The organism is Pseudomonas sp. 2hn, from assembly GCF_019646095.1.
GTDB lineage: Bacteria > Pseudomonadota > Gammaproteobacteria > Pseudomonadales > Pseudomonadaceae > Aquipseudomonas > Aquipseudomonas peradeniyensis.
On sequence record NZ_CP081016.1, the window covers coordinates 4748062 to 4773468 of the forward strand.

The 25407-nt window shown below is 66.1% G+C and carries 24 protein-coding genes; 12 read left to right on the forward strand and 12 right to left on the reverse strand.

The window, feature by feature from the left end:
- Positions 1–121: 121 nt before the first annotated feature.
- A complete protein-coding gene (pyk, locus tag K2O50_RS21465) occupies positions 122–1576 on the forward strand; it encodes a pyruvate kinase (protein WP_050703896.1) in 1455 nt (484 codons plus the stop codon).
- Positions 1577–1667: 91 nt separating this feature from the next.
- Here the strand turns inward: pyk and K2O50_RS21470 are convergent, their stop codons facing one another.
- Complete coding sequence (locus K2O50_RS21470; RefSeq protein ID WP_050703895.1) at positions 1668–2588, reverse strand: iron-sulfur-binding ferredoxin reductase; 921 nt, start codon at positions 2586–2588, stop codon at positions 1668–1670.
- 332 nt (positions 2589–2920) lie between these two features.
- Between K2O50_RS21470 and K2O50_RS21475 the strand changes: the two genes are divergently transcribed.
- Complete coding sequence (locus K2O50_RS21475; protein ID WP_011532463.1) at positions 2921–4444, forward strand: fumarate hydratase; 1524 nt, start codon at positions 2921–2923, stop codon at positions 4442–4444.
- A gap of 113 nt (positions 4445–4557) precedes the next feature.
- Here the strand turns inward: K2O50_RS21475 and K2O50_RS21480 are convergent, their stop codons facing one another.
- The 7 genes from K2O50_RS21480 to K2O50_RS21510 all read right to left on the reverse strand — a co-directional run bounded on the left by K2O50_RS21480 (position 4558) and on the right by K2O50_RS21510 (position 10211).
- Complete coding sequence (locus tag K2O50_RS21480; RefSeq protein WP_050703894.1) at positions 4558–5148, reverse strand: hypothetical protein; 591 nt, start codon at positions 5146–5148, stop codon at positions 4558–4560.
- 249 nt (positions 5149–5397) lie between these two features.
- On the reverse strand, positions 5398–5976 hold the full coding sequence (locus tag K2O50_RS21485) for a DJ-1/PfpI family protein (RefSeq protein WP_028689706.1): 579 nt from the start codon (positions 5974–5976) through the stop codon (positions 5398–5400).
- Between the two features lie 74 nt (positions 5977–6050).
- On the reverse strand, positions 6051–7208 hold the full coding sequence (locus K2O50_RS21490; RefSeq protein WP_050703893.1) for a phosphatidylserine/phosphatidylglycerophosphate/cardiolipin synthase family protein: 1158 nt from the start codon (positions 7206–7208) through the stop codon (positions 6051–6053).
- A 1-nt stretch (position 7209) separates the two neighbouring features.
- A complete protein-coding gene (locus K2O50_RS21495; RefSeq protein WP_050703892.1) occupies positions 7210–7791 on the reverse strand; it encodes a YceI family protein in 582 nt (193 codons plus the stop codon).
- Between the two features lie 44 nt (positions 7792–7835).
- Positions 7836–8132 carry an amidase gene (locus tag K2O50_RS21500; RefSeq protein ID WP_050703891.1) on the reverse strand — a complete coding sequence of 99 codons (297 nt, stop codon included), beginning with the start codon at positions 8130–8132 and terminating at the stop codon, positions 7836–7838.
- Entirely contained in the window at positions 8129–9205 is a 1077-nt protein-coding gene (locus K2O50_RS21505) for a serine hydrolase (RefSeq protein WP_050703890.1), read from the reverse strand. The genes K2O50_RS21500 and K2O50_RS21505 overlap by 4 nt, the downstream gene beginning before the upstream one ends.
- Before the next feature lie 118 nt (positions 9206–9323).
- Positions 9324–10211, reverse strand: a complete 888-nt coding sequence (locus K2O50_RS21510; RefSeq protein ID WP_050703889.1) for an acyl-CoA dehydrogenase — start codon at positions 10209–10211, stop codon at positions 9324–9326.
- 132 nt (positions 10212–10343) lie between these two features.
- Between K2O50_RS21510 and olsB the strand changes: the two genes are divergently transcribed.
- Together olsB and K2O50_RS21520 are read left to right on the forward strand one after the other, a co-directional pair.
- Positions 10344–11099, forward strand: a complete 756-nt coding sequence (olsB, locus tag K2O50_RS21515) for an L-ornithine N(alpha)-acyltransferase (protein ID WP_028689712.1) — start codon at positions 10344–10346, stop codon at positions 11097–11099.
- A complete protein-coding gene (locus K2O50_RS21520; RefSeq protein ID WP_050703888.1) occupies positions 11099–11881 on the forward strand; it encodes a lysophospholipid acyltransferase family protein in 783 nt (260 codons plus the stop codon). Before olsB ends, K2O50_RS21520 begins: the two co-directional genes overlap by 1 nt.
- A 133-nt stretch (positions 11882–12014) precedes the next feature.
- Here the strand turns inward: K2O50_RS21520 and K2O50_RS21525 are convergent, their stop codons facing one another.
- The gene (locus K2O50_RS21525) at positions 12015–12599 is read right to left on the reverse strand and encodes an ACP phosphodiesterase (RefSeq protein ID WP_050703887.1); all 585 of its coding nucleotides are present in this window, start codon (positions 12597–12599) and stop codon (positions 12015–12017) included.
- A 151-nt stretch (positions 12600–12750) separates the two neighbouring features.
- On the opposite strand from K2O50_RS21525, the gene K2O50_RS21530 reads away from it, so the two are divergent.
- The gene (locus tag K2O50_RS21530) at positions 12751–13053 is read left to right on the forward strand and encodes a helix-turn-helix transcriptional regulator (RefSeq protein ID WP_023628827.1); all 303 of its coding nucleotides are present in this window, start codon (positions 12751–12753) and stop codon (positions 13051–13053) included.
- Positions 13054–13077: 24 nt separating this feature from the next.
- Entirely contained in the window at positions 13078–14127 is a 1050-nt protein-coding gene (locus tag K2O50_RS21535; RefSeq protein ID WP_050703886.1) for an alkene reductase, read from the forward strand.
- Positions 14128–14192: 65 nt separating this feature from the next.
- Here K2O50_RS21535 and K2O50_RS21540 read toward each other — a convergent pair whose 3' ends face one another.
- The 3 genes from K2O50_RS21540 to K2O50_RS21550 form a co-directional block, all read right to left on the reverse strand.
- Positions 14193–15017: an ATPase gene (locus K2O50_RS21540; protein ID WP_050703885.1), complete on the reverse strand. Its 825-nt coding sequence runs from the start codon at positions 15015–15017 to the stop codon at positions 14193–14195.
- Between the two features lie 87 nt (positions 15018–15104).
- Positions 15105–16100 carry an NAD(P)-dependent oxidoreductase gene (locus tag K2O50_RS21545; RefSeq protein WP_050703884.1) on the reverse strand — a complete coding sequence of 332 codons (996 nt, stop codon included), beginning with the start codon at positions 16098–16100 and terminating at the stop codon, positions 15105–15107.
- A 49-nt stretch (positions 16101–16149) separates the two neighbouring features.
- Complete coding sequence (locus K2O50_RS21550) at positions 16150–17040, reverse strand: LysR family transcriptional regulator ArgP (protein WP_050703883.1); 891 nt, start codon at positions 17038–17040, stop codon at positions 16150–16152.
- A 125-nt stretch (positions 17041–17165) separates the two neighbouring features.
- On the opposite strand from K2O50_RS21550, the gene K2O50_RS21555 reads away from it, so the two are divergent.
- The 6 genes from K2O50_RS21555 to K2O50_RS21580 all read left to right on the forward strand — a co-directional run bounded on the left by K2O50_RS21555 (position 17166) and on the right by K2O50_RS21580 (position 25405).
- Entirely contained in the window at positions 17166–17765 is a 600-nt protein-coding gene (locus tag K2O50_RS21555) for a LysE/ArgO family amino acid transporter (protein ID WP_050703882.1), read from the forward strand.
- 364 nt (positions 17766–18129) lie between these two features.
- Positions 18130–18726, forward strand: a complete 597-nt coding sequence (locus K2O50_RS21560) for a superoxide dismutase (protein WP_050703881.1) — start codon at positions 18130–18132, stop codon at positions 18724–18726.
- 321 nt (positions 18727–19047) lie between these two features.
- A complete protein-coding gene (locus K2O50_RS21565; protein WP_050703880.1) occupies positions 19048–21099 on the forward strand; it encodes a bifunctional diguanylate cyclase/phosphodiesterase in 2052 nt (683 codons plus the stop codon).
- Positions 21100–21259: 160 nt separating this feature from the next.
- Positions 21260–22597, forward strand: coding sequence for an imelysin family protein (locus K2O50_RS21570; RefSeq protein ID WP_050703879.1), 1338 nt, complete (start codon positions 21260–21262; stop codon positions 22595–22597).
- Between the two features lie 302 nt (positions 22598–22899).
- Positions 22900–24321, forward strand: coding sequence for a di-heme oxidoredictase family protein (locus K2O50_RS21575; RefSeq protein WP_050703878.1), 1422 nt, complete (start codon positions 22900–22902; stop codon positions 24319–24321).
- Positions 24322–24340: 19 nt separating this feature from the next.
- Positions 24341–25405, forward strand: a complete 1065-nt coding sequence (locus K2O50_RS21580; protein WP_050703877.1) for an imelysin family protein — start codon at positions 24341–24343, stop codon at positions 25403–25405.
- Positions 25406–25407: the final 2 nt, after the last annotated feature.

Consider the following 25407-nt stretch of genomic DNA (forward strand, 5'->3'; position numbering starts at 1 on the left):
GCAAGCATACCCGTACCGTTCAAACGCAACCCTCCTTCGTGTGCGGGTAGTGCAACGGAACAATGACTACAGCGCAATTGAGGAGTAGCCTTTCGCTGCGCTTCACTATAGGAGTCTGTGCATGACCATCCGCCGTACCAAAATCGTCGCCACCCTTGGCCCCGCCAGCAATTCGCCGGAAGTGATCGAACAGCTGATCCTTGCCGGCCTGGACGTGGCACGCCTGAACTTCTCCCACGGCACCCCGGACGAGCACAAGGCCCGCGCCCGCCTGATCCGTGACATCGCCGCCAAGAACGGCCGCCATGTCGCGCTGCTGGGCGATCTGCAGGGTCCGAAGATCCGCATCGCCAAATTCGCCAACAAGCGCATCGAACTGAAAGTCGGTGACAAGTTCACCTTCTCCACCGCCCACCCGCTGACCGAAGGCAACCAGGATATCGTCGGCATCGACTACCCCGACCTGGTCAAGGACTGCGGCGTCGGTGACGAACTGCTGCTCGACGACGGCCGCGTGGTCATGCGCGTCGAAACCGCCACCGCCGATGCCCTGCACTGCGTGGTGATCATCGGTGGCCCGCTGTCCGACCACAAAGGCATCAACCGCAAAGGTGGCGGCCTGACCGCACCGGCCCTGACCGAAAAAGACAAGGCCGACATCAAGCTGGCTGCGGAAATGGACCTGGACTACCTGGCCGTGTCGTTCCCGCGTGACGCCAGCGACATGGAATACGCGCGCAAGCTGCGTGACGAAGCCGGCGGCAGCGCCTGGCTGGTGGCCAAGATCGAACGCGCCGAAGCGGTCGCCGACGACGAGACCCTCGACCAGCTGATCCTCGCTTCCGACGCCGTCATGGTTGCCCGTGGCGACCTGGGCGTGGAAATCGGCGACGCCGAGCTGATCGCCATCCAGAAGAAGATCATCCAGCACGCCCGCCGCAACAACAAGGCGGTGATCGTGGCGACCCAGATGATGGAGTCGATGATCCAGAACCCGATGCCGACCCGCGCCGAAGTGTCCGACGTGGCCAACGCCGTGCTCGACAACACCGACGCGGTGATGCTGTCGGCCGAAAGCGCCGCCGGTGCCTACCCGATCGAAGCCGTACAGGCCATGGCCCGTATCTGCTCGGGCGCCGAGAAGCACCCGACCAGCCAGAAGTCCAGCCACCGCCTGCACACCACCTTCGAGCGCTGCGACGAGTCCATCGCCCTGGCGGCCATGTACACCGCCAACCACTTCCCGGGCGTCAAGGCGATCATCGCCCTCACCGAAAGTGGCTACACCCCGCTGATCATGTCGCGCCTGCGTTCGCACGTGCCGATCTTCGCCCTGTCGCCGCACCGTGCCACCCAGGCCCGTGCCAACATGTTCCGCGGCGTCTACCCGATCGCCTTCGACCCGGCCTCGCTGCCGGCCGACAAGGTGAGCCAGGCGGCGGTCGACGAGCTGCTCAAGCGTGGCCTGGTCGAGCAGGGTGACTGGGTGATCCTGACCAAGGGCGACAGCTACCACACCATCGGTGGCACCAACGGCATGAAGATCCTGCATGTCGGTGATCCGCTGGTCGGCTGATCCCTCGGCAGTCCCTATCGCGGGGCAAGCCCGCTCCCACACCGGTGTCGGCATTGTGGGAGCGGGCTTGCCCCGCGATGCTTTTCAGCCCTCAAACATGCTCGGTAAATACGTCCGCAAATATCTGATTACGTGGCACCCCGGCAATGAACAGCCGTCGGGCAAAGCGCTCCACGCTCCCGGGCGACCCGCACACCAGCGCCATGGTCTGACGCGACATCAGCTTCAATCCAGCCAGCGCTTCATCCAGCTGCGCCGCCAACACCCATTCGACCGTCACTCCGTCCAGCGCCTGTAACGACTGCGCCAGATAGTGCCCCTCAGCGGTGTGTGCCACGTGCAGCACCCGAATTTCCCCCTGATGCCCCTGTCGCAACGCCTCGCGCAGGATGCCCCACAACGGCGCCAGCCCGGTGCCCGCCGCCAGCAGCCAGAGCGGCCGCGCCTGCCAGTCCGGGTCGTAGTGCAACGCACCGCCCCTGAGCTCGCCGAGCCTCAGCACATCCCCCAGGCGAAGCTGCCTTGCCTGGTCGCAGAACGCGCCGGGACGGTGGCAATCCAGGTGAAATTCGAGGAAGTCGTCCTCGCCCGGCAGGCTCGCCAGCGAATAGGGCCGCGCAACGCCGACGCTCCACAACACCAGGTGCTGCCCGGCCTGGTAGCGCAATGGCCGCTCCGTTCGCAGCCTCAGGCGCAGCACATCGGCGAACCAGTCCAGGCCGATCACCGTGGCCGGCAGGCCATCGCTTCGGGGGTCGAACAGCGCCACCCGCAAGTCACTGGCGACCGAGCACTGGCAAGCCAGGCGCCAGCCCTGCTCGCGCTTGTCCGCCGCCAGCGCCTCGGGATTCGCATCGATGGGGATACCGTCCAGGCAGCGCACCAGGCAGGCGTGGCAGCTGCCCGCGCGGCAGCTGTAGGGCACACTAAGGCCCGCCTCGTTTAGGGCATCCAGTAGGTTGCTGCCGCTAGGCACTGTCCATTGACGCTCGCCCACGCAAAGTTCGGGCATCCTCGGCTGGTCTCCGCATACAGAGGGATTGTCGGGGGCGCTTCGCACCCCTTTCGCGGCACAAGGCCGCTCCTACAAGGGTACGCGATCTCATGCAGGAATGGCCTTGCGCCGTGAAAACGGCGAAGGCTTTGCAGCAAAAAGGATGCCCTTCCCCTGCCGACCTTGGTCCAGACCACGTGCAGGTGTTTCCAAAGGCCCGGCACGGTATACTGCCGCGCCTTTTTGTGCCGGCCCGACCAGCCGGCGCCTTGCCAGGCGTTCCTGACATACAGGTGTGCACTGTCGGAATGCCTTTTCGAATGTTCCCGTCTTTAAGAGGAGCGCGCTGCATGACCGTGATCAAGCAAGACGACCTGATTCAGAGCGTCGCCGACGCCCTGCAATTCATCTCGTACTACCACCCCGTCGACTTCATCCAGGCGATGCACGAAGCCTACCTGCGTGAAGAGTCGCCAGCCGCGCGTGACTCGATCGCCCAGATCCTGATCAACTCGCGCATGTGCGCCACCGGCCACCGCCCGATCTGCCAGGACACCGGTATCGTCACCGTGTTCATCCGCGTCGGCATGGACGTACGCTGGGACGGCGCCACCCTGAGCGTCGACGACATGATCAACGAAGGTGTGCGCCGCGCCTACAACCTGCCCGAGAACGTCCTGCGCGCCTCGATCCTGGCCGACCCGGCCGGTGCCCGCAAGAACACCAAGGACAACACCCCGGCCGTCATCCACTACTCCATCGTCCCCGGCGACAAGGTCGAGGTCGATGTCGCGGCCAAGGGCGGCGGCTCGGAGAACAAGTCGAAGATGGCCATGCTCAACCCGTCCGACTCGATCGTCGACTGGGTGCTGAAGACCGTCCCGACCATGGGCGCCGGCTGGTGCCCGCCTGGCATGCTCGGCATCGGCATCGGCGGCACCGCCGAGAAAGCCGCGGTGATGGCCAAGGAAGTGTTGATGGAATCCATCGACATCCATGAGCTGAAGGCCCGTGGCCCGCAGAACCGCCTCGAGGAAATCCGCCTGGAGCTGTTCGACAAGGTCAACCAGCTGGGTATCGGCGCTCAGGGCCTGGGCGGCCTGACCACCGTGCTCGACGTCAAGATCATGGACTACCCGACCCACGCCGCCTCGCTGCCGGTGTGCATGATCCCCAACTGCGCCGCCACCCGCCACGCCCACTTCGTGCTGGACGGTTCCGGCCCGGCCGAGCTGGAAGCGCCATCGCTGGACGCCTACCCGGAAATCGTCTGGGAAGCCGGCCCGAGCGCCCGTCGCGTCAACCTCGACGACATCACCCCTGAAGAAGTCGCCAGCTGGAAGCCGGGCGAGACCATCCTGCTCAACGGCAAGATGCTCACCGGCCGCGACGCCGCGCACAAGCGCATGGTCGAGATGCTCAATCGTGGCGAAGAACTGCCGGTCGACCTCAAGGGCCGCTTCATCTACTACGTCGGCCCGGTCGACCCGGTCGGTGACGAAGTGGTGGGCCCGGCCGGTCCGACCACCGCAACCCGCATGGACAAGTTCACCCGCCAGATCCTCGAGCAGACCGGTCTGCTGGGCATGATCGGCAAGTCCGAGCGCGGCCCGACCGCCATCGAGGCGATCAAGGACAACAAGGCCGTGTACCTGATGGCCGTCGGCGGCGCCGCCTACCTGGTAGCCCAGGCCATCCGCAAGTCGAAGGTCCTGGCCTTCGCCGAGCTGGGCATGGAAGCGATCTACGAGTTCGAAGTGAAGGACATGCCGGTCACCGTCGCGGTGGACAGCAAGGGCGAGTCGGTGCACATCACCGGTCCCGCGCTGTGGCAAAGCAAGATCGCCGAGAGCCTGGCAGTGGAAGTGAAGTAAGCCTCCGCTGTAGCTGCGACGGCCCCATCGCGGGGCAAGCCCGCTCCCACGCTGAAGTCTGGGAGCGGGCTTGACCCGCGATGGGGCCGTCGTCGTTTCAAAGCCCTAGATTTCTAGACAGGCAGCGCCTTGAGCCAGAACGACATGATCTTCGCCGACTGCGCCTGCTCGTCGAGGTCCCGCCAACGGTAGGCGGTACGCAGCGACGGCTCGTGCAGAAAACCGCGATTGCGCCAGAAGCCCTGCAATGGCTTGTAGTCCGCCGGACGACGTGGGTGTCCGGAGGGACGCTCCACCGCACAGAACGCACAGCAATCGAACTCGGCCAGCTTGTGCGCATAGGACTCGCGCTCGATGAAAAAGCGCACGCCGAGTCCCTGTCCACGGTAAGCCGGCAGCAGCACCGACTCGCCGAAGTAGTAGACCGAGGCCGGATCACGCCCCTGGGCGAGGAACGGTTGCTGCAACTCGGGATCGACATCCACCAGCGGCAGGCCGGTGGCGGCGCCCACCACCTGGCTGCCGTCCAGCGCCAGCACTACCAGGCTGCGTCCGGACTCGGCGTAGCTGGACAGGTAATCGGCCTGGTGGCTCAGGGAGCTGTCCAGGAGATAGGGAAACTCGCGAAACAGCGTCAGACGCAGATGTGCGAGGTCATCGATGTAAGGCGCGATGGCGGCGCCATGGAGCAGACGTATTTCCATGCGGGGCGGTCGTCCTGTCGATGGGCATGACTGAGACCCACCCTAGCATCCCCCCTGCCCCACGGCCTTTCCCCTGCGCGACAGGTATTTCTCCATGACCGCTACCAATGCTCGATCCCTGTAGGAGCGGCCTCGCGCCGCGAATGGGCCGCAACGCGGCCCCGGCGATCTTGCATGAATGCTGAAATCCTGGGGCCGCATTGCGGCCCATTCGCGGCACGAGGCCGCTCCTACAGTTCAGCGTATCAGTCAGGAGATCCGGGTGCCCAGCACTTTCAGGAACGCCGCCAGCCAAGCCGGATGCGCAGGCCAGGCCGGCGCGGTAACCAAGTTGCCATCCACATGAGCCTGGTCCACCGCGATATCGATGAACCGCCCGCCCGCCAGCCGCACCTCGGGCGCACAGGCGGGATAGGCGCTGCACTCACGCCCTTCGAGCACGCCTGCCGCCGCCAGCAACTGGGCCCCATGGCACACCGCCGCGATAGGCTTGCCAGCCTGGTCGAAAGCCTTGACCAGTTCCAGCACCCTCTCGTTCAGGCGCAGGTATTCCGGGGCGCGGCCACCGGGGATCAGCAACGCGTCATAGCTTTCGGCGCGCACCTGGACGAAGTCGTAGTTCAGGGCGAAGTTGTGCCCCGGCTTCTCGCTGTAGGTCTGCTCGCCCTCGAAATCGTGGATCGCCGTGCGCACCGTCTGCCCGGCAATCTTCTCCGGGCAGACGGCATGGACGGTATGGCCGACCATGGCCAGGGCCTGGAATGGCACCATGACCTCGTAGTCCTCGACGTAGTCGCCCACCAGCATGAGAATTTTCTTCGCCGTCATCGCATCCACTCCTTCGGTTGTCTGGGAACAATCCCTGCACGATAGTCCGCTTTGCCCGAGCGCGATATACGCGACTAGTCGCGTCGATCCAACAGGTTGGCCACCACCCGGTCGAGCCAGCCCCACAGGCGCTGCTGCACCCGCCGCCACAACGGCCGCGCATGCCAGCGCGCCAGATCGACTTCCAGGCTCTGGGCGAAATCACGTTCGAAACTGGCGGCCACCGCAGCGGTCAGCGGCGGGTCGAGGGCCTCGACGTTGGCTTCGAGGTTGAAGCGCAGGTTCCAGTGATCGAAGTTGCACGACCCCACGCTGACCCAGTCATCCACCAGCACCATCTTCAGGTGCAGGAAGCACGGCTGGTACTCGAAGATCCGCACCCCGGCACGCAGCAGTCGCGGATAGTAGCGGTGCCCGGCATAGCGCACCGCCGGGTGGTCGGTGCGCGGCCCGGTCAGCAGCAGGCGCACATCGATGCCCTTCTGCGCGGCGCGGCGCAGCGAGCGGCGCACGCTGAAGGTCGGCAGGAAGTACGGCGTGGCCAGCCAGATACGGCGCTGGCCGCTGTTCAGGGCGCGGACCAGCGCATGCAGGATGTCCTTGTGCTGGCGGGCGTCGGCGTAGGCCACCCGGCCCATGCCCTGGCCCTGGGCCGGGACCTGGGGCAGACGCGGCAGGCCGAAGCCCTCGGGTGGACGCCAGGCAGTGCGGCGCTGGTTGGCGTGCCACTGGCGATCGAACAACAGCTGCCAGTCGGTGACGATCGGCCCGTGCATGCGCACCATCACCTCGTGCCATTCGCTGGCCTCCTCGCCCGGCATCCAGAACTCATCGGTCACCCCGGTGCCGCCGACCACCGCCAACCGTTCATCCACCAGCAGCAGCTTGCGATGATCGCGATAGAGGTTGCGCAGGCCCCGGCGCCAGCGCAGGCGGTTGTACCAGCGCAGGTAGACACCCGCCGCCAGCAGACGCTCGCGCAGGGCCGCGGGGAAGGCCAGCGAACCGTAGTCGTCGAACAGGCAGCGCACCCGCACGCCGCGTCGCGCCGCCTGCTCCAGGGCCTCGACCACCGCCTCGGCGCAGGCGCCGCCCTCGACCAGATAAAGCTCCAGGTCGACCTGGAACTCGGCGCGCACGATCGCCAGCAGCATGCGCGGAAAGAACTCGGGGCCGTCGATCAGCAGTTCGAACTGGTTACCATCCCGCCAGGGGAAGACCGGCCCCGGCATGTCAGCGGGCGGTGAAGATCAGCACCGCGCTCACCGGCACCGAGGGGTTGATCGACTTGAGCCCGGCCAGCTTGCGCAGGTTTTCCAGGCCCGGCAGCAGGCCGAAGTCCGAGGCGCGCAGGATCAGCGGCTCGAGGGTCACCACCTGGAAACGTCGCTCGTCCAGGCGCGTGGCCAGCAGCAGTGTGTTGTAGCTGCGGGTCTGGCCGTGCAGGGTGACGCTGACCGGCAGGCGCAGCTCCAGCTGCGCGCCGTTGGCCAGGTCGTTGATCGGACGCAGGTCGATCTGCGCCTGTACCGTGGCCTCGGGGAACTGCTCGAAGGCGAACAGGTTGTCGCGCATGCGCTCGTCGCGCAGCGGGATACCGCTGCTGATCGAGTCCATCTCGATGCTCACCTCGGCCGCGCCCTTGCGGTCGACCTTGCCGTGCAGCACCAGGAATCGGTTGACCTCGGCGATATTGCCGTTCTTGCCGGTGACGAAGGACAGGCGCGAGGATTCACCGTCCAGGTGCCAGTTGGCGTGAGCGGGCAGGCACAGGGCGAGCAGGAGGGCGGGCAGCAGACGGGACGGCTTGAACATGTGAAATCCTGTAAATCAAGGCCGTCAACCTTACCCGCACGGTTTCACGGCAGCAAGCGGCAGCCCTCGCGCACGCCCTGCCAGGCGGCCTGGTTGCGCCGGCCCAGGCCCTCGGCGGTGACCAGGCGCCGGGTGCCGTCCTCCTCCAGCAGGCCCAGGGGCAGGTACTGTTGCACATAGCCTCGGCAGTAGGTTTCAGCGAAGCCCATGACGAAGCGGCACGAGCAGTACTCCTTCGCCGAATAGGCCGAGAGAATGCCCGGGAAGTCCGCCAGCGCCTGGCGCTCATGCCAGGCCCAGGCCAACCCGGCCAGCAACAGCACGAGCACGACCCGCTTCATGCGCCCTCCCCGGCCACGGCGGCCAGCACCCGCCTGAGCAGTTCGTTGTGGCTGAAGCTGGCGTCGCGGTCATCGGCGTAGCGCACGATCACCAGCTTGCGCGAGGGCAGCACATAGAGCGCCTGGCCCCAATGGCCGAGCGCGGCGAAGGTGTCCGTTGGCGCATCCGGCCACGGCGCCGGCTGCCCGGGCAGCGGCTGGTTGAGCCACCAGTGACCACCGGGGTTGGCTTCGCCCGGCACCGGCTGGGCGGCGCTGAACAGGGTGCGGTTGAACGCCACCCACTCGGCCGGCAGCAATCGCCCCTCGCGCCAGCGACCGTCGCGCTGCATCAGCAGGCCGATGCGCGCCAGGTCGCGGGCGTCGAGATAGAGGTAGGAAGAGCCGACATAGGTACCCGCGCCATCCCGCTCCCAGACCGCGCTTTCTATACCCAGCGGAGTGAACAGGGCCTGCCAGGGGTAGTCGGCATAGCGCGCGGGGTCGAGCATGCCGCGCAGGCTGGCGGCGAGCAGGTTGCTGTCGCCGCTGGAATAGGCGAATTGCGTGCCGGGCGCACTGACGGCAGGCATTGCCGCCGTGTAGGCCGCCATGTCGGCGCGGCCGCGGGTATAGAGCATGGCCACCACCGACGACTTCAAGGGCGCGTATTCGTAGTCTTCCTGCCAGGCCAGGCCGCTGGCCCAGTGCAGCAGGTCAGCCAGCCGCAACCCGGGATATCGCTGCAGGGCCGGGTAGTAGCGGGCCGCCGGGTCATCGAGCTTGAAGCGCCCCTCGCCGTAGGCCACGCCCATGACCGTGGCCAGCACGCTCTTGCTCACCGACCAGGTCAGGTGCGGTGTGTCGGCGCGGGTTGGTTCGGTATAGCGCTCATGCACAATGCGACCATCGCGGATGATCAACAGCGCGTCGGTGCGAATGCCTCCGCGTTCGGCAGCGCGCGGCGCGAAGGCGTAGGTGTCGACGGCCTGCCAATCGATGACGGCGTTATCGACTGGCCACTGCGCCGAGGGCCAGTCTTCGGCCCAGGCGGGGCCTGCGGTCATGGCCAGGGCAAGCAATAGTGCCTTCATGGGGAGCAACCTGCAAAGGGCTGCTGTGCGCCCATCGCGGGGCAAGCCCGCTCCCACAGGTCCCGCGATGGGGCGCACAGCGGCCCAGGTTCAAAGGTGCCCCCAGTCTCTCAGGCTTTCATGACAGTCCGGCGGCACTCCAGGCCTTGGCCAGGCGTTTATCACGGGCCACGCCGGCCAGCGCCAGCAGGCCCTGATCGCGCTGCCACAATTGCGCCCAGTGCTCCGGCCCGGCGGCCAACGCCTGGTCGATCTCCCCTCGCAAACCCTGGAACTGGGCAAACAGGCCACCCAGCAACAAGTGGCAGGCCACGCTGTCCGGGCATTGCCGGCTGCCCTCGGCACAACCGGCCAGTAGCCCGATCAACCGCAGCCGCAAGTCCTGCGGCCAGGCGCATTCCTGGGCTACGCCGTGCAGCCAGGCCACCAGCGCGGCGAGCACATAAAGGTCTTCAAGGGAGCGGAACGGTTTGACGTAGGCGTCCCAGCCATCGCCGGCAAGCAACTCGCACGCAGCCTCCTTGAGCAGCAGCCGGCCATGGCCGACTTCGGGCATCAACGGCAGGGTCGGCAAGGCCTCGAGGCTGACACCGGGCTCCCCCGGATAGACCACCGCCAGTTGCAACCGCGGCGACTCGCCCGGCCCTTCATGGCGCGCCGCCACCAACAGCCATTCGGCGTCCAGCCCGGCGGTGACGAAGTCCTTGCTGCCGCTCAGGCGCAGGCCATCGAGGCGGGTGTGCATGTCCGCCGGGCGCACGCTGCGCCGCTCGGTGGCGCACAACGCCCCCAGGCTGGCGGGCGCGCTGGGCCAGAGCACGCGCAACGCCGCCTGGTAACCGAGCAGGAACGCCAGGCCCGGCGTGGCCATGGCGCGCCCGCCCAGCACCGCCAGCTCGAACGGCGCGACGGCGCCCAGGCGCTCGAGCACTGCCGCGTAGGTTTCCCCCAGGGTCGCCGCCAGCGGGTGGCGCAAGGGGTCGTTGAGTCGTTGCAACCAGGCCATCGCAAGCTCCTTGTGGGGTGTCACGCAAGCATCACCAAAGATTCACAGGGGTGACACCGGGCGTACCTAGGCTGACTTTGCACAACAAAGCCGACCGGCCGCAACCCTTTGGCTGGCTTATGGAGACTCGCAATGACTCGGATCGCTCGCTCTGGCGACAACAGCACTGAACGCCGTCTGCAAGCCGAACGCCTGGTCGGCGCCGCGGCCCTGCAGGAAGCACAGGCCCTGCGTTTCAAGGTGTTCAGCGCCGAATTCAAGGCCAAGCTCAAGGGCGCCGAACACGGCCTGGACATGGACGACTACGACATCCACTGCCGCCACATCGGCGTGCGCGACCTGGCCACCGGCCAACTGGTTGCCACCACCCGCCTGCTCGACCACCAGGCCGCCAGCAGCCTGGGCCGCTTCTACAGTGAAGAAGAATTCAGCCTGCACGGGCTGTTGCAACTGCAGGGCCCGATCCTCGAACTGGGCCGTACCTGCGTCGACCCGGCCTACCGCAACGGCGGCACCATCGCCGTGCTCTGGAGCGAGCTGGCCGAAGTGCTCAACGAAGGCCGCTACAGCTACCTGATGGGTTGCGCCAGCATCCCCATGCAGGACGGCGGCGTGCAGGCCCACGCGATCATGCAACGCCTGCGCGAACGCTACCTGTGCACCGAGCACCTGCGCGCCGAACCGAAGAACCCACTACCGAGCCTGCCGCTGCCGAACAATGTCATTGCCGAGATGCCTCCACTGCTCAAGGCCTACATGCGCCTGGGCGCGAAGATCTGCGGCGAGCCTTGCTGGGACGAAGATTTCCAGGTCGCCGACGTGTTCATCCTGCTCAAGCGCGACGACCTCTGCCCGCGCTACGCCCGTCACTTCAAGGCGGCGGTCTGATGCCGCGCCTGCGGGCCAGTGCCCGCCTGCTGAGGTTGTTCCTGGTACTGGCGCTGGGGCTGGCAATGGCCAGCATCATCGCCCTTGGCGAACGCCTGGGCCTGAAGGCCTCGATCGAACGCCGCCAGCGCTGGACATGCCTGTTCATGGGCCGCCTGGTTGCCGCCCTGCCCTTCGAGGTAAAGGTCAGGGGTGAACTGCCACAACGACCAATGCTCTGGGTCTGCAATCATGTCTCGTGGACCGACATCCCGCTGCTCGGCATGCTCACGCCGCTGTCGTTCCTGTCCAAGGCCGAGGTGCGGCACTGGCCGGTGGCCGGCTGGCTGGCCGAGAAGGCCGGGACCCTGTTCATCCGCCGTGGCGGTGGCGATGCCCAGCGCCTGCGCCAGCAGATCAGTGATCAACTGGGCGAGCAACGTCCCCTGCTGATCTTCCCCGAAGGCACCACCACCGACGGGCGCACCCTGCGCACCTTCCATGGCCGCCTGCTGGCCGGGGCCATCGACCAGGGCACGCCGCTGCAGCCAGTGGCGATCCAGTATCTGCGCGCAGGCCAACCCGATCCAATTGCGCCGTTCATTGGCGAGGACGATCTGGCGTCCCATCTGATGCGGCTGTTCGGGCAAGACCGAGGTGAAGTGGTGATCCAACTGCTGCCTCCGATCGGCAGTGAAGGCCAGGAACGCGCTGCGCTGGCGTTCCAGGCGCAACAGGCGGTGCGCCAGGCATTGTTCGGCATAGAAGAAGTCGAGCCGCGTCGTCAGGCCAAGGCGGCCTGAACCATTGACATCACCTGGGCCGGCCTCTTCGCGGGTAAACCCGCTCCCACAGGTACAGCGCACTACCTGAAGTTGGCGGTGCCCCTGTGGGAGCGGGTTTACCCGCGAAGAGGCCAGCACAGGCTAGCGAGAATCAGCTGCCCGCCACCCTTCGCGCTGCTGCAAATGCCTGCAACTGCGGATAGAACTCGCGAAAATCCGCCAGCAATGGTTCATACAGACGCTCCAGCTCCCCCATCACCCCATCCATCCCCTCGGGCCGCGACAAGCGCCGGGCAATACCGCCAAACACCTGCTCCAGGGTGGCGAAGTCGCCATAGGCGCCCAGCCAGTCATCCGCCGCCATGAACGGCGCGATCCGCGCCAGCCGGCCCGGCAGCTGCGGCTCGGCCAGCAGCACCTTGTAGAAGTCGCCGGTGAACTGCGTCAACGGCTGCTCCGCGTACTCCCCCCAGTGCCTGGCCAGGCAATGATCGAAGAACACATCCAGTACGATCCCGGCAAAACGCCGCCTCTCGCGCGGGAACCGCGCCAGCGCCGCCAGCACCAGCGGGTGGCTGTCGGTGTAGCTGTCGATGTGCCGGTGCAGCCGGATCGAAGCCTCCAGCGCCGGCGGAAAACGTCCCTCCAGCGTGCCTTTGACGAAGTCGCCATACAGGCTGCCAAGCAGTTGTTGCGGCGCGGGGCCGCCCAGGTGAAGGTGCGCGAGGTAGTTCATGGCGCCAGTCTAGCACCGCCCACCCCCATATCGTCATGAACCGATATAGCCAATGACGCTTGCCTCAGAACCCTTTCATATTTGTATATCGCGATGCAGCGATTTATATTTCGCCCCATCGCGATATACCGCTGCACACCACGAGCCAACCATGCCCCTCGATCTCGACGAAATCATAAAAGCCCTGGCCCACCCGGTCCGGCGAGACATCCTCAACTGGCTGAAAGATCCGGCCGCGCAGTTTCCCGAGCAGCACCACAGCACCGAGCACGGTGTGTGTGCCGGGCAGATCGACCAACGCTGCGGCCTGTCGCAGTCGACCGTATCCGCCCACCTGGCCACCCTGCAACGCGCTGGCCTGATCAGCAGCCAGAAGATAGGCCAGTGGCATTTCTTCAAACGCAACGAGGCGACCATCAAGGCGTTCCTCGAGCAAATGAGCCAAGAGCTCTGACCTGATCCACGCGAGGCTTTGCACATGACTACGCTGTTCGATCCGATCACCCTGGGCGACCTGGAACTGCCCAACCGCATCATCATGGCCCCGCTGACCCGCTGCCGCGCCGACGAAGGCCGCGTGCCCAACGCGCTGATGGCCGAGTACTACGTGCAACGCGCCAGCGCCGGCCTGATCCTCAGCGAGGCGACCTCGGTCACGCCGATGGGCGTCGGCTATCCGGACACCCCCGGGATCTGGAACGACCAGCAGGTACGTGGCTGGCATAACGTGACCAAGGCCATCCATGGCGCCGGCGGGCGGATCTTCCTGCAGTTGTGGCATGTCGGACGCATCTCCCACCCGTCGTACCTGAACGGCGAGCTGCCGGTGGCCCCCAGCGCGATCCAGCCCAAGGGCCATGTCAGCCTGGTGCGCCCACTGAGCGACTATCCGACGCCACGGGCCCTGGAAACCGAAGAGGTCGCCGACATCGTCGAGGCCTACCGCAGCGGCGCCGAGAACGCCAAGGCCGCCGGCTTCGACGGCGTGGAGATCCACGGCGCCAACGGCTACCTGCTTGACCAGTTCCTGCAGAGCAGCACCAACCAGCGCACCGATCGCTATGGCGGCTCGTTGGAGAACCGCGCGCGGTTGCTGCTGGAGGTCACCGACGCCGCCATCGAGGTGTGGGGTCCGGGCCGCGTAGGCGTGCACCTGGCACCACGGGCCGATGCCCACGACATGGGCGACGCCGACCGTGCCGAGACCTTCACCTACGTGGCCCGGGAGCTGGGCAAGCGCGGCATCGCCTTTATCTGCTCACGGGAGAAAGAGGCCGACGACAGCATTGGCCCGCTGATCAAGGCGGCGTTCGCTGGCCCGTACATTGTCAACGAGCGCTTCGACAAGACCAGCGCCAACACGGCCCTGGCCAGCGGCAAGGCCGATGCGGTGGCCTTCGGCATTCCGTTCATCGCCAATCCCGACCTGCCCGCGCGCCTGGCCGCCGACGCTCCGCTCAATGCGCAGCGTCCGGAAACCTTCTATGCCAAGGGGCCCGTGGGCTACATCGACTATCCACGGATGTGAGTGAAACGAACGCAGGGCAGGTCCGTCGTCGTGAGAGCGGGCTTGCCCCGCGATCATCCAAGGACTCAGGGCCGGGCGTTGATCTGCTGCTGCAGGTTCTGGATCTGGCTCTGCAGGGTGCTGATATTGCGCGTCACCTGCCCGCGGAAGGCATCGAACTCCTGTACCGAGGCACCGCCGGCCGATGTGGCCGGGCGGTTGTCCACCTGGCTCTTGAGCACCAGCACATCCTGCTCCAGGCTCTCGATGGCCGCGCTCGGGTTGCCCTGTTTCTTCAGCGCCGCCACTTCATTGCTCAGGCTCTTGAGCTGACCATCCAGCTTGCCGCCATCCACCTGGCCCGACTTGAGCGCCGCAAGCTCCGCGTTGACCGCCTTGAGCTGCGCCTGCAACTGGCCCTGCAACTCGGTCACCGCCTTCTGCTGTTCGCGGGTGTCGGCCAGCACCTGCTCCAGACGCTTGCCCAAGTCCCCGGCCTGCCCGGCGACGCCCTGCTGCTGCTTGCCCTGCTCCGCCAGCGAGGCCTGCAACTGGCGAATCTGCAGCTTCAACGCCTCGCTGCCGGTGCTGTTGCTGGACTCGCTGGCATCGACCTTGCCACTGATCGCCTGCAGGCGCCCGGCCGCTTCTTCGCTGATGCGGGCAAAGCTCTCCTGGGTCGCCACCAGTTGCTGCTCCATCAGGGTGATCTGCTGGAAGCTCCACCAGCCAAGCCCGCCCAGGGCGATGAACGAGGCGCCGAGCAAGGCCCACAGCGGGCCGTTATTGCGCGGACGTACCGCCTTCTGGCGACTGCGGGCCACATGGGCGGGCAGCAGTTCATCGTCATCGGGGGTGCCGGCACGCAGGGTGGGCACATCGTCAAAATCATCGTGGGCGTCATTACGCATGGGTGCATTCAACCGCGGTGGTAGCAAAGAGACATGAGTATAAACCGCCTGGGCGGCGCACTGATGACCATCATCCCGCCCACAGGTTCAGCGTTGCCCTGCCTGCGCCTGCCACCAGGCACAGAATTCATCCAGCGCGGACCACACATCGGCCTTGGGTCGATAGTCCAGGTACTGCCGGGCGCGACTGATATCGAGGGTGAAATCGGTGCTCATCACCCGTACCGCCGTGCGGCTCAGGGTCGGCTGCGGGCGCCCGGGCCAGAGCAGGCAGGCCGCCTCGTTGAGCGCCGCCAGGCCGTAGGCCAGGCTGGGGGAGCGGTAGCGGGTGACCTGCGGCAGTTGCATGCGACGCATCACGTAGTTGACCACATCCCACAGAGGCAGGGGCTGGCCGTTGCTGATGTTATAGGCCTGGCCGAGCGCCTGCTCCTCGGCGAACAATGCGCCGAGCAACGCCTCGTTGAGGTTGTGCACGCTGGTGAAGTCGACCTTGTTCAGGCCATTGCCGATGATCGCCACGCGCCCCTTGGCCTGCATGCGCATCAGCCGTGGGAAAATGCTCGCGTCGCCGGCGCCGGTGACGAAGCGCGGGCGCAGCGCCAGCACTTCCAGGCCGAACTCCTGGGCGCCGAACACTTTCTGCTCGGCCAGGTGCTTGGTCAGCGCGTAATGGTCATGGAAGCGGCGTGGTACCTGGTCCTCGCGGATATCCAGGCGCGAACGGCCAGTGAAGTAGATCGACGGCGACGACAGGTGCACCAGGCGCCGCACATGCTCCTTGATGCAGCCCTCGACCACGTTTTCGGTCAGCACCACATTGCCCTGGTGGAAATCCTGGTAGCGGCCCCAGGTGCCCACGGCGCCAGCGCAATGCACCACCGCATCCACGCCCTGGCACAGGCGCCGGGCCAATTCGGCGTCGCCCAGGTCGCCCGGGATGAACTGCGCCCCGCGCTTGACCAGGTGTTCCACGCCCTCCGCCCGCCGGCCGTTGACCCGCACCTCCAGGCCCTGCTCCAGGGCGAAACGCGCGAAGCGCCCGCCAATGAAGCCGCTCGCGCCGGTGACCAGAATTCGCATGTAAGACTCCGCCTTGCCAGATTTCGGATGCAAATGACGCCCGATGTGCCTACAAGGGCACCAGCCACTGCCGCGCCGAATGGCGCAGATGATCGGTCAGTTGGGCGAGCAACTGCCCGCCATTGCGCCAATGATGCCAGTACAGCGGCACATCGATGGGAGTATCGGCGCAGATTTCCACCAGCTCGCCACGGACCAGTTGCTCGGCCACCTGCCGCTCCGGCACCAGCCCCCAGCCCAGGCCAGCCTCGGTCATGCGCAGGAAACCTTCGGACGAGGGACACAGGTGATGCAGGAAACCTTCCTGCACGCCCAGCGACGCCAGGTAGCGATGCTGGAGAAAGTCGTCCGGCCCGAACACGATCGCCGGAGCACGTGCCAACCGCTCGACCGCGAAACCCTGGGGGAAGTAGCGCGCCATGAATGCGGGGCTGGCCAGCGCCCGGTAGCGCATCGACCCCAGCGGCAGGCTGCGCGCTCCAGCCACGGGACGTTCGCTGCCGCACAGGCAGGCCGCGACCTCGCCGGCACGCATGCGCTTGAGGCCGACCTCCTGGTCCTCGACCACCAGGTCCAGCAAGACCTGCTGCTGCGCGCAGAAGGCCCCCACCGCACCGGCCCACCAGGTCGCCAGGCTGTCGGCGTTGAGGGCGATGCGCAGGCGCTCGGGCATGCCCTCCTCGTCCAGCGCTGGCACCTGACGCTGCAGGTCGCGCTCGAGCAGGCGCACCTGCTGCACATGGTTGAGCAACTGCCGGCCGACCTCGGTCGGGCTCGGTGGCGTGGCGCGCACCAGCACCGGCTGTCCGACCCGCGCTTCGAGCAGCTTGATGCGTTGCGAGATGGCCGATTGCGACAGCCCCAGCACCTGGGCGGCGCGCTCGAAACCGCCTTGTTCGATCACCGCGGCAAGGGCGGCGAGCAGCTTGTAGTCGAACATCGATTTCTCTAATGACTGATCAGCTCTATTTGTTTTTCTTATACCGCCGCAGCCGCCACAATGGCTACATCTTTCCTGTTGATCCGCGCCGATGCCCGCATCGGTGCCCGTGGAGTGTTCCCGCTATGTGGCAAAGCTATCTCAACGGCATGCTGGTGGCCTTCGGCCTGATCATGGCCATCGGCGCGCAGAACGCCTTCGTCCTGGCGCAGAGCCTGCGCCGGGAGCATCACCTGCCGGTGGCGGCGCTGTGCGTGGTCTGCGACGCGCTGCTGGTCGCCGCCGGGGTTTTCGGCCTGGCCACGGTGCTGGCGCACAATCCCACGCTGCTGGCCGTGGCGCGCTGGGGTGGCGCGGTGTTCCTGATCTGGTACGGCGCCAAGGCGCTGCGCAGCGCGTTTTCCAAGCAGAGCCTGCAGCACCAGCAAGGCCAGGGCATGCGATCGCGCCGCGCGGTGCTGCTGAGCGCGCTGGCGGTGACCCTGCTCAACCCGCATGTGTACCTGGACACCGTGCTGCTGATCGGCTCCCTCGGCGCCCAGCAGACCGTACCCGGCGCCTACGTGGCCGGCGCCGCCAGCGCCTCGCTGGTGTGGTTCTCGACCCTGGCGATCGGCGCCGCCTGGCTGGCGCCGTGGCTGGCACGCCCGGCGACCTGGCGCATGCTCGACCTGATGGTGGCGGTGATGATGTTCGCGGTGGCGGCGCAGTTGATCTTCAATTGAAGACACCAGATCACCAGCGTGGGAGCGGGCTTGCCCCGCGATGCGGTGCCTGGCACCGGCTGTGCCGGTGTTCGCGGGGCAAGCCCGCTCCCATGCTGGTAAAGCTTGCAACTCTACTTCCTGCTCGAATGCGTATCCCGATGGACTGATGACCGTCTGCGGCAATGCTCCTGGCTGACCACCGGTCGGCACCCGCCAACCGCTCTGGAACCTCTATTCCCCACAGATGTTGCGTGGTTAAGCGCCCGGGCCGGTGCTATGATCCAGCCCTTGCGTCGCAAAGGGTACAAACTCGCCGACGCTCATCAGGCCACCCGTGAGGCCTGGCGCAAACCGCAAACAGACCTGAATCAGGAGATCCACCATGGCTTTTGAATTGCCGCCGCTGCCGTACGCCCACGATGCCCTGCAGCCGCACATCTCCAAGGAAACCCTGGAGTTCCACCACGACAAGCACCACAACACCTATGTCGTGAACCTGAACAACCTGGTCCCAGGCACCGAATTCGAAGGCAAGACCCTGGAAGAGATCGTCAAGAGCTCTTCGGGCGGCATCTTCAACAACGCAGCCCAAGTCTGGAACCACACCTTCTACTGGAACTGCCTGTCGCCAAACGGCGGCGGCCAGCCGACCGGCGCCCTGGCCGAGGCCATCACCGCCGCCTTCGGCTCGTTCGACAAGTTCAAGGAAGAGTTCACCAAGACTTCGGTCGGCACCTTCGGCTCCGGCTGGGGCTGGCTGGTGAAGAAGGCCGACGGCTCCCTGGCCCTGGCCAGCACCATCGGCGCCGGCTGCCCGCTGACCAGTGGCGACACCCCGCTGCTGACCTGCGACGTCTGGGAACACGCCTACTACATCGACTACCGCAACCTGCGTCCGAAGTACGTCGAGGCGTTCTGGAACCTGGTCAACTGGACCTTCGTTGCCGAGCAGTTCGAAGGCAAGACCTTCAAGGCCTGATTGTTCGCCTTGAATGCAAAAGACCCGGCCTGAGTGCCGGGTTTTTTGTTGCCTGGCATGACACCGTCGCATTCGGCAACGACATACCTGACAGAAATGTTTGCAACCGATCCACGCGCTCTTGCTCAGACCGCATAGCGCGCTAACATCAACCTTCTGGAAAGTTGACGCAGCGCACTCAAGTCGCATGACCGTTCGACCGATACAGAGCCAAGGGCAATTCCGTCGACGGACGGGTTGCCTGCCGGGGTATCAGGTCGATAGTCTCACGCCATGGTTGATGGCAAAATAATGGCATGCGCATGGATTAAGGAAACCCCATTGAAGCTGGAATTTCGAAACAGCTTATCGGTCAAGCTGCTGAGGGTCGTACTGCTCTCGGCGCTGGCTGTCGGCGTCGTACTCAGCTGTGCGCAGATCGTCTATGACGCCTACAAGACCCGCCAGTCCGTGAACAACGATGCCCAGCGCATCCTCGACATGTTCCGCGACCCATCGACCCAGGCGGTGTACAGCCTCGACCGGGAAATGGGCATGCAGGTGATGGAAGGCCTGTTCCAGGACGAGTCGGTGCGCATGGCCTCCATCGGCCACCCCAACGAAACCATGCTGGCGGAAAAATCCCGGCCGCTGCAGGACATGTCCATGCGCTGGCTGACCGACCTGATCCTCGGCCAGGAGCGTACCTACACCACGCAGCTGGTCGGCCGCGGCCCGTACAGCGAGTATTACGGCGACCTGAGCATCACCCTCGACACCTCCTCCTACGGCGAGGACTTCCTGATCAACGCCGTGATCATCTTCATCTCCGGCGTGCTCAGGGCGCTGGCCATGGGCCTGGTGCTGTACCTGGTGTACCACTGGCTGCTGACCAAGCCACTGTCGAAGATCATCGACCACCTGACCCAGATAAACCCAGACCGTCCCAGCCAGCACCAGATTCCGCAGCTCAAGGGCCACGAGCGCAACGAGCTGGGCCTCTGGGTCAACACCGCCAACCAGTTGCTGGCCTCCATCGAACGCAACACCCACCTGCGCCACGAGGCCGAGAACAGCCTGCAGCGCATGGCCCAGTACGACTTCCTCACCGGCCTGCCCAACCGCCAGCAGTTGCAGCAGCAACTGGACAAGATCCTGGACGACGGTGGCCGCCTGCAACGCCGCGTCGCCGTCTTGTGCGTGGGCCTGGACGATTTCAAGGGCATCAACGAGCAGTTCAGCTATCAGGTCGGCGACCAGTTGCTGCTGGCCCTGGCCGACCGCCTGCGCGCCCACAGCGGCCGCCTCGGCGCCCTGGCCCGGCTGGGCGGCGACCAGTTCGCCCTGGTCCAGGCCAACATCGAACAGCCCTACGAAGCCGCCGAACTGGCCCAGAGCATCCTCGACGACCTCGAGGCGCCCTTCGACCTCGACCACCAGCAGATCCGCCTGCGCGCCACCATCGGCATCACCCTGTTCCCCGAGGACGGCGACAGCACCGAAAAGCTGCTGCAGAAGGCCGAGCAGACCATGACCCTGGCCAAGGCCCGCTCGCGCAACCGCTACCAGTTCTACATCGCCAGCGTCGACAGCGAAATGCGCCGCCGCCGCGAGCTGGAAAAAGACCTGCGCGAAGCCCTGCCGCGCAACCAGCTGTACCTGGTGTACCAGCCGCAGATCAGCTACCGCGACCACCGCGTGGTCGGCGTCGAGGCGCTGCTGCGCTGGCAGCACCCGGAGCTGGGCATGGTCCCGCCCGACCAGTTCATCCCCCTGGCCGAACAGAACGGCAGCATCATCAGCATCGGCGAATGGGTGCTCGACCAGGCTTGCCGACAACTGCGCGAATGGCATGACCAGGGCTTCAGCGAACTGCGCATGGCAGTCAACCTGTCCACCGTGCAACTGCACCACAACGAGCTGCCGCGGGTGGTCAACAACCTGCTGCAGGCCTACCGCCTGCCGCCGCGCAGCCTGGAACTGGAAGTCACCGAGACTGGCCTGATGGAAGACATCAGCACCGCCGCCCAGCACCTGCTGAGCCTGCGCCGCTCCGGCGCCTTGATCGCCATCGACGACTTCGGCACCGGCTATTCCTCGCTCAGCTACCTGAAATCGCTGCCGCTGGACAAGATCAAGATCGACAAGAGCTTCGTCCAGGACCTGCTCGACGATGACGACGACGCCACCATCGTTCGCGCCATCATCCAGCTGGGCAAGAGCCTGGGCATGCAGGTGATCGCCGAAGGCGTCGAGACCGCCGAGCAGGAGAGCTACATCATCGCCCAGGGCTGCCACGAGGGTCAGGGCTACCACTACAGCAAGCCGTTGTCCGCGCGCGAACTGACCAGTTTCCTCAAGCAGGCGCAACGCAACCAGGTTTCCGCCCTGTAAGCCCCCGCCGATCTTGGCGATGCACCGCGAACGGGCGTTTGCATGAAATGCGCGCCCGACTCTTTACAGCAAATGCAAATCTTTCGCATGATGTGGCGGTTTCGCGTGCCACGGCGCACGGTCCACCCTTGGTCCAACCACACGACGCAGGAAACCAACAATGATTCGAATGCCTCTGGCCTCCGCCAGTCTGCTGGCCATCGCCATCGCTCTCGCCGGTTGCGGCGAAGGCAAGGACGACAAGGCCGCCGCACCGCAAGCCCAGGCACCTGCAGCCGCCAGCACCACCGCCGCAGCGCCGGGGGCTGTCGATGAAGCGGCCGCCAAGGCCGTGGTCAAGCACTACGCCGACATGGTCCATGCCGTGTACAGCGACTCGCTGAGCACCGCCAAGCAACTGCAGACCGCCGTCGACGCGTTCCTGGCCAAGCCCAACGACCAGACCCTGAAGGCCGCCCGTGACGCCTGGGTCGCCTCGCGCGTGCCGTACCTGCAGAGCGAAGTGTTCCGCTTCGGCAACACCATCATCGATGACTGGGAAGGCCAGGTGAACGCCTGGCCCCTGGACGAAGGCCTGATCGACTACGTCGACAAGAGCTACGAGCACGCCCTGGGCAACCCGGCGGCCAACGCCAACATCATCGCCAACACCGAGATCCAGGTCGGCGAAGACAAGATCGACGTCAAGGACATCACCCCCGAGAAGCTCGCCACCCTCAACGAGCTGGGCGGCTCGGAGGCCAACGTCGCCACCGGCTACCACGCCATCGAGTTCCTGCTCTGGGGCCAGGACCTCAATGGCACCGGCCCGGGCGCGGGCAACCGCCCGGCTTCCGACTACCTGGAGGGCAAGGGCGCCACGGGCGGCCACAACGACCGTCGCCGCGCCTACCTGAAAGCGGTCACCGACCTGCTGGTCAAGGACCTCGAAGAGATGGTCGGCAACTGGGCGCCGAACGTCGCCGACAACTACCGCGCCACCCTCGAAGGCGAGCCGGCCAACGACGGCCTGCGCAAGATGCTGTTCGGCATGGGCAGCCTGTCGCTGGGCGAACTGGCCGGCGAGCGCATGAAGGTCTCGCTGGAAGCCAACTCGCCGGAAGACGAGCACGACTGCTTCAGCGACAACACCCACTACTCGCACTTCTACGACGCCAAGGGCATCCGCAACGTCTACCTGGGCGAGTACACCCGTGTCGACGGCACCAAGCTGAGCGGCCCGAGCCTGTCGTCGCTGGTGGCCAAGGCCGACCCGGCCACCGACGCCACCCTCAAGGCCGACCTGGAAGCCACCGAGGCCAAGATCCAGGTGATCGTCGACCACGCCCTCAAGGGCGAGCACTACGACCAGCTGATCGCCGCCGACAACGCCGCCGGCAACCAGATCGTGCGTGACGCCATCGCCTCGCTGGTCAAGCAGACCGGCGCGATCGAGCAGGCCGCGGGCAAGCTGGGCATCGACAACCTGAACCCGGATACCGCCGATCACGAGTTCTGATCAGCGTCGCGGTTCAGCAGAGGCGGCCTTCGGGCCGCCTTTTTGTTTTCCAGCAACACCACCGCCCCCTTGTAGGAGCGGCCTTGTGCCGCGAAAGGGTCGCGAAGCGGCCCCAGGGTTTCGGTGTTGACGCAAAGATTGCTGGGGCCGCTTCGCGGCCCTTTCGCGGCACAAGGCCGCTCCTACAGGCACCGTGGCCAGCTGACATGGATTTCATCCAGCAATTGCAAATTGCTCTTATTCAAACACCCCCGGCCTGATAAGCTTGCACGCCGGTTTTTCGCCCATGCCCAGGATCCTCGATGTCCTTGCTCCGCCTAAGCCCCCTGCTGCTGGCCCTCGCCCTCGCCGCCTGTGACGACGCTCCGCGTTTCACCCAGGCCGAGCCCGGCGAAGCCCTCTCCGGCGGCAAGGCCACGGTGCAACGCAGCGACCGCAACGCCTATTCTCTGCCCTCGGCCAACCTCACCCCCGAGCGGCGCCTGGATTTCGCCGTGGGCAATAGCTTCTTTCGCAACCCCTGGGTGATCGCCCCCTCCACCACCACCGCCCGCGATGGCCTCGGCCCGTTGTTCAACACCAACGCCTGCCAGAACTGCCACGTGCGCGACGGTCGCGGCCATCCGCCGGAGCCGGACGACAGCAACGCGGTGTCGATGCTGGTGCGCCTGTCGATCCCCGACCAGCCCTACTACGCCCGCGAGATCGAGCGCCTGGGCGTGGTCCCCGAACCGGTCTACGGCACCCAGCTGCAGGACATGGCCATCCCCGGCGTGGCCCCGGAAGGCAAGGTACGGGTGAGTTACGACAATCACAGCGTCACTTTCAAGGACGGCCACCAGGTCGAACTGCGCCGCCCGACCCTGCAGATCACCCAGCTCGGCTACGGCCCGCTGCACCCGGACACCCGTTTCTCGGCCCGGGTCGCCCCGCCGATGATCGGCCTGGGCCTGCTCGAAGCCATCCCCGAGGCCGACCTGCTGGCCAACGAAGACCCGGACGACCTCAACCGCGACGGTATTCGCGGCCGCGCCAACCGAGTTTGGGACGACGCCCAGGGCAAGACCGTGATCGGCCGCTTCGGCTGGAAGGCCGGGCAGCCCAACGTCAACCAGCAGAACGTGCACGCCTTCGCCGGCGACATGGGCCTGACCACCACCCTGCTGCCAAAGGACGACTGCACCGCGGCGCAGGTCGATTGCCTGGCCGCGCCCAACGGCGACGGCCAGGGTGGCGAGAAGGAAGTCAGCGACAACATCCTGCGTCTGGTCACTTTCTACACCCGCAACCTCGCCGTGCCGGCGCGGCGCAACGTCGATGCGCCGCAGGTGCTCGCGGGCAAGAACCTGTTCTACCAGGCGGGCTGCCAGGGTTGCCACACGCCGCAGTTCACCACCGCCGCCGATGCGTCCGAGCCGGAACTGGCCGGCCAGGTGATCCGCCCCTACAGCGACCTGCTGCTGCACGACATGGGCCCAGGCCTGAGCGACGAGCGCACCGAATTCGCCGCCAATGGCCAGGACTGGCGCACCCCACCGCTGTGGGGCATCGGCCTGAGCGAAACCGTCAGCGGCCACAGCCAGTTCCTCCACGACGGTCGCGCCCGCAACCTGCTCGAAGCCGTGCTCTGGCACGGTGGCGAGGCCCAGGCGGCGCGCGATCACGTACTGACCTTCAATGCCGAGCAGCGTGCCGCGCTGCTGGCGTTTCTGAATTCCCTTTAAACCGCACAAGGAGCCGGGCATGTTCCGACCCAAACTGTTGTTCACCAGCCTCGCCGCCCTCGCCCTCGGCGCCTGCTCGCCGCAAGATCCGCAGGCAGTGACCTCCGCGGCCATCGCCAAGCAGGTGATCCTGCCGACCTACAGCCGCTGGGTCGAGGCCGACCGGCAGCTGGCCGCCAGCGCCCTGGCCTACTGCGAAGGCAAACAGTCCCTGGAGACCGCCCGCGCCGACTTCCTCGACGCGCAGAAGGCCTGGGCCGAGCTGCAGCCGCTGCTGGTCGGCCCGCTGGCCGAGGGTAACCGCCCTTGGCAGGTACAGTTCTGGCCCGACAAGAAGAACCTGGTCGGTCGCCAGGTCGAGCAGCTGGTCAACGGCGAACAGGCGGTCACCGCCGAGTCGCTGGGCAAGGCCAGCGTGGTGGTGCGTGGCCTGTCGGCCTACGAATACATCCTGTTCGACAGCAAGCCGGACATCGCCAGCGCCGAGCAGAAGGCCCGCTACTGCCCGCTGCTGGTGGCCATCGGTGAACACCAGAAGGCCCTGGCCGAGGAGATCCTCAAGGGCTGGAACAGCACCGACGGCATGCTGTCGCAAATGACCAAGTTCCCCAACCAGCGCTACGCCGACTCCCACGAGGCGATTGCCGACCTGCTGCGGGCCCAGGTCACCGCCCTGGACACCCTGAAGAAGAAACTCGGCGCGCCGATGGGCCGGCAGAGCAAGGGGATCGCGCAGCCGCTGCAGGCCGAGGCCTGGCGCAGCCACTCGTCGATCAAGAGCCTGGAAGCCTCGCTCAAGGCCGCCCAGACCGTTTGGGTCGGGGTCGACAACCAGGGCTTGCGCGGCCTGCTGGGCAAGGATCAGGCGGCACTGGTGCAAAAGATCGACGATGCCTACGCTGCGGCGATCAAGCTGCTGGCCGACAACCAGAAGACCCTGGGCGAGTTGCTTGCCGACGACGCCGGCAAGCAGACCCTCAACCAGATCTACGACGCGCTCAACGTCGTCCACCGCCTGCACGAAGGCGAGCTGGCCAAGGCGTTGAACATCCAGCTGGGCTTCAATGCCAACGACGGTGACTGATC